This window comes from Variovorax sp. 20P10.2.4, assembly GCF_058244205.1.
Map to the genome: position 1 here is coordinate 1 of NZ_JBZAYE010000371.1, position 7,403 is coordinate 7,403.

Annotated in this window: 6 protein-coding genes; all 6 read left to right on the forward strand. The window is 70.2% G+C overall.

Going from position 1 to position 7,403, the window contains the following annotated elements; all coding sequences use genetic code 11:
• On the forward strand, positions 1 to 385 hold a 385-nt coding region (gene gspN, locus AC27VN_RS27195; RefSeq protein ID WP_490878543.1), incomplete at its 5' end, for a type II secretion system protein N.
• Positions 386 to 392: 7 nt separating this feature from the next.
• Positions 393 to 2,726: a type II secretion system secretin GspD gene (gene gspD, locus AC27VN_RS27200; protein ID WP_490878544.1), complete on the forward strand. Its 2,334-nt coding sequence runs from the start codon at positions 393 to 395 to the stop codon at positions 2,724 to 2,726.
• Between the two features lie 65 nt (positions 2,727 to 2,791).
• Entirely contained in the window at positions 2,792 to 4,183 is a 1,392-nt protein-coding gene (locus AC27VN_RS27205) for a GspE/PulE family protein (protein ID WP_093355442.1), read from the forward strand.
• 18 nt (positions 4,184 to 4,201) lie between these two features.
• A complete protein-coding gene (gspF, locus tag AC27VN_RS27210) occupies positions 4,202 to 5,440 on the forward strand; it encodes a type II secretion system inner membrane protein GspF (protein ID WP_093355440.1) in 1,239 nt (412 codons plus the stop codon).
• A gap of 35 nt (positions 5,441 to 5,475) precedes the next feature.
• Positions 5,476 to 6,078: a DUF7822 domain-containing protein gene (locus AC27VN_RS27215; RefSeq protein WP_490878545.1), complete on the forward strand. Its 603-nt coding sequence runs from the start codon at positions 5,476 to 5,478 to the stop codon at positions 6,076 to 6,078.
• 17 nt (positions 6,079 to 6,095) lie between these two features.
• On the forward strand, positions 6,096 to 7,088 hold the full coding sequence (locus AC27VN_RS27220; RefSeq protein ID WP_490878546.1) for a 5'-nucleotidase: 993 nt from the start codon (positions 6,096 to 6,098) through the stop codon (positions 7,086 to 7,088).
• The last annotated feature ends 315 nt before the right edge of the window (positions 7,089 to 7,403 follow it).

The window sequence follows — 7,403 nt, forward strand, 5'->3', positions numbered from 1 at the left end:
CGGCCTCGGCGCGCCCTGGAACACGCTCAAGCTCGAAGGCACGCTCGACCTCTCGACGCGCGCCTTCTCGCTGCGCACCGACGGCCCGGTGCTGCGCATCGCGGGTCAGGCCACGCTCGACGCCACCGACGTTTCATCCAGCCTCTCGACCCTGCGGCCGATGGGCAGCTACCGCCTCGCGCTCGAGGGTGGCAACCGCCCCTCGCTGCTGCTGAGCACGCGCCAGGGCAGCCTCGAGCTCAACGGCAGCGGCAGCTGGAACGGCACCGCATTCCGCTTCAACGGCGAGGCCAGTGCCGCGCCGGGCAGCGAAGACGCTCTCTCCAACTTGTTGAACATCATCGGGCGGCGCGACAACGCGCGCTCGATCATCACCCTGGGTTGACCTGACCATGACGACGCCCCTGTCCTCCTTCCCCCGCGCTTCCCGTGGCCTGGTCGCGCATGCGGTCCGGCTGCTGATCGCCGCCACCTTCCTGCAGGCCGCGCCGCTCGCGCTCGTGCCCGCCTTCGCGCAGGGCGAAGCGCCGCGCCGCGGCGAGCCGATCACGCTGAACTTCGCCAACGCCGACATCGAGGCCGTGGCGCGCACCATGGCGGTGGTCACGGGACGCGACGTGGTGGTCGATCCGCGCGTGAAGGGCACGATGAACCTCGTGACCGACCGCGCGATCCCGCCCTCGGCCGCCTTCAACCAGTTCGCCTCCGCGCTGCGGCTGCAGGGCTTCGCGGTGGTCGAGGCCGACGGCCTCTACAAGATCGTGCCCGAGGCCGACGCCAAGCTGCAGACCAGCACCGTCACCACCACCACGGGCGGCACCGCCTCGGTCGCGGGCAACCAGATCATCACGCAGATCTTCCGCCTCAACTACGAGTCGCCGAACAACCTGCTGCCGGTGCTGCGCCCGCTGATCCCGCCGAACAACACCATCAACGTGAACCCGGGCAACAACTCGCTCGTGATCACCGACTACGCCGAGAACATGCGCCGCCTCGCGCGCATCATCGCGGCGCTCGACGTGCCCAACGCCTCCGACATCGACGTGATCCCGCTCAAGCACTCGATCGCCACCGACCTGGTGCCGCTGATCCAGCGCCTGGTCGACGGCGGCGGCGCCACCGGCCAGCCCGGCGCGGCCGCGGCCGGCGGCGGCACCGATGCCTCGTTCCGCACCACGCTGATGGCCGATCCGCGCAGCAACGCGCTGATCCTGCGCGCCGCCAACCCGGCGCGCGTGGCGCTGGTGCGCACGCTGGTCGACAAGCTCGATCGCCCGCCGATCGACGGCGGCAACGGCAGCGCCGGCAACATCTACGTGGTCTACCTGAAGAACGCCGACGCGGTGCGGCTCGCGGCCACGCTGCGCGCGGCCATGGCGGCGGCGCAGACCAACAACCAGGGCCAGCCCGGCGCGGCCGGCGGTGCCGGTGCGGCCACGGCGCAATCGCAGCCCAACCTGTCGGCGGCCATGCCCGTCAACTTCAACAGCGGCAGCTCGCAAGGCAGCAGTTCGCCGCAGGCCAACGCGCCGCTGAACAATTCCAACCAGCCCTCCACCGGCGGCCAGATCCAGGCCGACCCGTCGACCAACTCGCTGATCATCACCGCGCCCGAACCGCAGTACCGCCAGATGCGCGCCGTGATCGACAAGCTCGACGGCCGCCGCGCGCAAGTCATGATCGAGGCGCTGATCGTCGAGGTGAACGCCACCAAGGCCGCGCAGTTCGGCGTGCAGTGGCAAAGCGCGCTGGGCAACAACGCGGTGATCGGTACCAACTCCAGCCTGACCGGGACCAACATCCTGGCACTGACGCAGGCGCTGGCCACGCGCAACCCCGCCGGCATCTCGCTGCCCCAGGGGCTGAATCTCGGCATCGCCGGCAAGATCAACGGCCAGTACATCCTCGGCGCGATCGCCAACTTCTTCAGCAGCGACGACGATGCCAACGTGCTGTCGACCCCGAACCTGCTGACCCTGGACAACGAGGAGGCCAAGATCGTGATCGGCCAGAACGTGCCGTTCCCGACCGGCTCCTACGCCAGCACCTCGGGCTCGGTGGGCGTCAACCCGTTCACCACCGTGGAGCGCAAGGACGTCGGCCTCACGCTGCGCGTGCGCCCGACCATCAACGAGAACGGCACGGTGCGCATGACGATCTTCCAGGAGACCTCGGACGTGCTGGCGAACACGCTGACCAACCCCAACGGCCCCACCACCACCAAGCGCTCGCTGGAGTCGAGCGTGCTGGTCGAGGACGGCGGCCTGGTCATGCTCGGCGGCCTGCTGTCGGACACCTACTCCAACTCCATCGACAAGGTGCCGCTGGCCGGCGACATCCCGGTCGTGGGCAACCTGTTCAAGAACCAGGTCCGCTCGCGCGAAAAGAAGAACCTGATGATGTTCCTGCGTCCGGCCGTGATGCGCGACGCGAGCGCCACGGAGGCCTTCGCCTTCGACCGCTACGACCAGATCCGCGGCATGCAGCAAGGGGCACAGCCGGACAACAGCAACGTGATGCTGAACAACGTCGATTCCGCCCCCGTGCTGCCCCCGTCGCCACTGCCGCGTCCCAGCCGCCCGACCCCGGGCACGCTGCGCACGCAAGGCACCGAGCTCATTCCGCAGCCGCCACCGCCGGTCGACGATCGCAAGCTCGCCCCGGGCGTGCTGCGCGGCGCCTTGCCGCCCACCGCCGACCCGGCCACGCAGCGCGAAATGCCCTGAGGCCCGAAGGCCGCACGCCCGCCCCGTTCGAAACCCGCACCGACCACGCCCCGCCGACCCGCCCCATGCGCTATCCCCTGCCCTACGCCTTCGCCCGCAGCCAGCAACTGCTGCTCGAGGAAGCCGACGACGGCCGCTACACGCTGTGGATGTCGAGCCACCCCGCGCGCAGCGCCGTCGGCGAGGTCGCGCGCAAGTACGGCGTGCGTTCCTTCGAGGTGCTGGCCGACGGCCCGCTCGCGCAGCGCATCAGCGCCGCCTACGCGCAGGGCGAATCGAGCGCCGCCGCGGTGGTCAGCGAGGTGCAGAGCGACGCCGACCTCTCGCGCATGATGCAGGAGCTGCCGGCGGTCGAGGACTTGCTGGAGAGCGCGGGCGACGCGCCCATCATCCGCATGCTCAACGCGCTGCTCACGCAGGCCGCGCGCGACGGCGCCAGCGACATCCACATCGAGCCCTACGAGCGCACGTCGTCGGTGCGCTTTCGCATCGACGGCACGCTGCGCGAGGTGGTGCAGCCCAACCGCGCGCTGCATGCCGCACTGATCTCGCGCCTGAAGATCATGGCCGACCTCGACATCTCCGAGAAGCGGCTGCCGCAGGACGGGCGCATCTCGCTGCGCATCGGCACGCGCGCGGTCGACGTGCGGGTGTCGACGCTGCCGAGCGCGCACGGCGAACGCGCCGTGCTGCGGCTGCTCGACAAGAGCGAGTCGAAGCTCACGCTCGAATCGGTGGGCATGCTGGGCGACACGCTGGAGCGCTTCGAGAAGCTGATCACGCAGCCGCACGGCATCATCCTCGTGACCGGTCCCACCGGCTCGGGCAAGACCACCACGCTGTATGCCGCGCTGGCCCGGCTCGATGCGAGCCGCAGCAACATCATGACGGTGGAAGACCCGATCGAGTACGAGCTGCCGGGCGTGGGCCAGACCCAGATCAACGCCAAGATCGAGCTCACCTTCGCCAAGGCCCTGCGCGCCATCCTGCGGCAGGACCCGGACGTGATCATGATCGGCGAAATCCGCGACTTCGAGACCGCGCAGATCGCGATCCAGGCCTCGCTCACCGGCCACCTGGTGCTGGCCACGCTGCACACCAACGACTCGGTCAGCGCGGTCACGCGTCTCACCGACATGGGCGTCGAGCCCTTCCTGCTGAGTTCCTCGCTGCTGGGCGTGCTCGCGCAGCGGCTGGTGCGCAAGGTCTGCACCAGCTGCGGCGGCGCCGGCTGCGAGGCCTGCGGCCAGACCGGCTACCAGGGCCGCACCGGTATCTTCGAGCTGCTGGTGGCCGACGAGACCATCCAGGGCCTGATCCACAGCAAGGCGGCCGAGAGCGAACTGCTCAAGGCCGGCGCGCGCGGCGGCCTGCGCCTGATGCGCGAGGACGGCGAGCGGCTGGTGCAGGCCGGCATCACCTCGCGCGCCGAGCTGCTGCGCGTCACGCGCGACTAGCGCAGCACCGGTTCCGCCATGCCCGCCTACTCCTTCGAAGCCATCGATGCCGCCGGCCAGTCGCGCGAAGGCGTGCTGGAGGCCGACACCGCGCGCAGCGCGCGCAGCATGCTGCGCGCCCAGGCGCTGATCCCGCTGTCGGTCAAGCCGGTCGGCAGCGACCACGTCAACGGCACCGGCCAGCGCAGCGGCCTCTCGCGCTGGCTCGGCGGCGGCAAGCGGGTCTTCAATTCCACCGGCCTCGCGGTCTGGACGCGCCAGCTCGCGGGCCTGGTCTCCTCGGGCCTGCCGCTCGAGCGCGCGCTCACGGCGCTGACCGACGAAGCCGAATCCGAACAGCAGCGCAACCTCGTGGCCTCGCTGCGCGCCGAGGTCAACGCGGGCTCGCCGTTCGCGCGCGCGCTGTCGGCGCACTCGCGCGAGTTCTCGCCGATCTACACCGCCGTGATCGGCGCCGGCGAGCAGAGCGGCAACCTCGGCCTGGTGCTCGACCGCCTGGCCGACGACCTCGAGGAACGCCAGGCGCTGCAGCAGAAGCTGGTCGGCGCGGCGCTCTACCCGGCCATCGTCACCCTGGTGGCGATCGTGATCGTGATCTTCCTCGTGAGCTACGTGGTGCCGCAGGTGGCCCAGGTGTTCGCGGGCACCAAGCGCTCGCTGCCCTTCCTCACCACCGTGATGCTGGGCCTCAGCGCCGCCGTGCGCAACTACGGCTGGTGGATGCTCGGCATCGTGCTGCTGTCCGCCGTCGGCGCACGGCTGGCGCTGGCGCAGGAGGCCTTCCGCCTCAAGTTCGATGCCGCCTGGCTCAAGCTGCCGCTGGTGGGCAAGCTCGCGCGCGGCTACAACGCGGCGCGCTTCGCGAGCACGCTCGCCATGCTGGCCACCGCCGGCGTGCCGATCCTGCGCGCGCTGCAGGCGGCCGCCGAGACCCTGAGCAACCGCGCCATGCGCGCCGACGCGCTCGATGCGCTGGTGCTGGTGCGCGAGGGCGCGCCGCTGGCCTCGGCGCTGGCGCAGAAGAAGCGCTTTCCGGGCCTGGTGTCGATGTTCGCGCGGCTCGGCGAACAGACCGGCACGCTGCCGCTGATGCTGCAGCGCGCCTCCAACCAGCTCGGCGCCGAAGTGCAGCGCCGCGCCATGCACCTGGCGACCATCCTCGAGCCGCTGCTGATCGTGGCGATGGGTGGCGTGGTGATGCTGATCGTGCTGGCCGTGATGCTGCCGATCATCCAGCTCAACCAGTTCGTGAAGTAGCGCCCGCGGTTCGGCCGCGGGCAAGGAACACGCCGATGGCCAATCGAAGCTACCTCTACGCCAGCGCCGCCCTGCCGGACGCAAGCGCCCGCCCATCCGCGCTGCGCGGCATCTCCGAATACGCCTACGACGTGCCGCTGGTGTTCCGCCTGCTGGTGTCGTGCGAGACCCGGCCCTGCCGCTCGGCGATCTGGGACGAGCCCGAGCCGCTCGCGCTGGCTGGCCGCTGCGGCCCGGGCATCGCGCGCCTGACCGCCTTCCTCGCGCGCATCGACCATCCCGCGATCTCGCCAATGCGCGAGGACGCGCTGCGCTTCCTGGCCGAACATACACGGCCCGACGAATGGTTCGTGCTCGAGCCGGCCGAGGTGCTGAGCATGGGCGACGCGCCCGTGGCCGGCGAGGTCGAGAAGCTGCGCCAGGGCCTGGCCCTGCGCCAGGGCCTGGCCGACCTTGATGCCGAGATCGAGCGAACACTCGCCGCGCTCGCGCCGCGCCCGAAAAGTTTCTGGCAGCGCCTGCTGCCGCCCGCGCAGCAAGTGGTCGAGGCACCGATCCGCGAGCTCGGCCTGGGCCACTGGTCGGATACGCTCTACTTCTCGTTCGATGCGGCCGACGATGGCCGCGCCGACTCCTGACCGCACAACCGCACGCCATGCCCGTCACCCTCGAAGACAAGCTCGTGGTCGCGATCTCCTCGCGCGCCCTGTTCAACCTCGAAGAAGAGAACAAGATCTTCGAGTCGGGCGACGACACGGGCTACATGAAGCTGCAGCTCGACCGGCTCGACGTGCCGGCCGCGCCCGGCATCGCCTATTCGCTGATCCGCAAGCTGCTGCGCTTCAACGACGACGGCGTGCAGCGTGTCGAGGTCGTGATCCTCTCGCGCAACGACCCGGTCTCGGGCATGCGCATCTTCCGCTCCAGCGCCGCGGCCGACATCAAGCTGCAGCGCGGCGTGTTCACCCAGGGCCGCCCGCCCTTCGGCTATTTGCGCGCGCTGCGCGCGCACCTGTTCCTCTCGGTCAATGCGCAGGACGTGCGCGAGGCGCTGGGCGCCGGCTTCCCGGCCGCGCGCGTGCTGGTCGAATCGGTGAAGGCCGGCGATGCCTGGCCCAACGAAGTGCGCATCGCCTTCGACGGCGACGCCGTGCTGTTCAGCGACGAGGCCGAGCGCGTGTTCCAGGCCGAGGGCCTCGATGCCTTCCAGGCGCACGAGGCGAGCAAGGTCGACCTGCCGCTGCCCGGCGGCCCGTTCAAGCCGCTGCTGGCCGCGCTGCACCGGCTGCAGATGGCGGGCAATGCGCAGATGCGCATCCGCACCGCGCTGGTCACGGCGCGCAGCGCACCCGCGCACGAGCGCGCCATCCGCACGCTGATGAACTGGAACATCCGGGTCGACGAGGCCATGTTCCTCGGCGGCCTGCCCAAGGGCGAGTTCCTGCGCGAGTTCGAGCCCGACTTCTTCTTCGACGACCAGACCGGCCATGTCGATGCGGCGGCACGGCATGTGCCGGCGGGGCATGTGTCGAGCGGGATCAGCAACGAGCCGGCGCAACAAGCGGTGAAGGCGGCGCCGAAGACCGCGAAGGCGCCAGCGAAGCAACGCGCCGCGAAGCCGCGTTCGCCGAAGCCGCGCTCGCGATAGGCACGAGCACCGCCTCGACGCGCGGTGCCGGGCCGAGCACATCGGCCACCTCCGACTTCATTCTTTCGCAGTAACGGGCGGCGCGTTGTCACGCGCATGCCTTCGCTTTGTCATGCGCAGTTCACTGCTGCGTCACGGGTTCTCCCTAATCTTCGCGGCGTCCGCACACGTGCCCTCCGGGCACTTTTTTTTGCCTCGGGCCGACTGTCACCGGCCCCTTGCTCCCTCTCCATTCCAGGGTTCCACGATGCGTCCGAAACTTCATCCGCTTTCCGTTTCCCGATCCCGTGCCACGGCCCGCTGGCTGCTGCCGCT

Excerpts from the sequence above, each read along its gene's own strand:
- gspD (WP_490878544.1), top strand. The coding sequence starts at position 393 with ATGACGACGCCCCTGTCCTCCTTCCCCCGCGCTTCCCGTGGCCTGGTC.
- AC27VN_RS27205 (WP_093355442.1), top strand. The coding sequence starts at position 2,792 with ATGCGCTATCCCCTGCCCTACGCCTTCGCCCGCAGCCAGCAACTGCTG.
- gspF (WP_093355440.1), top strand. The coding sequence starts at position 4,202 with ATGCCCGCCTACTCCTTCGAAGCCATCGATGCCGCCGGCCAGTCGCGC.
- AC27VN_RS27215 (WP_490878545.1), top strand. The coding sequence starts at position 5,476 with ATGGCCAATCGAAGCTACCTCTACGCCAGCGCCGCCCTGCCGGACGCA.
- AC27VN_RS27220 (WP_490878546.1), top strand. The coding sequence starts at position 6,096 with ATGCCCGTCACCCTCGAAGACAAGCTCGTGGTCGCGATCTCCTCGCGC.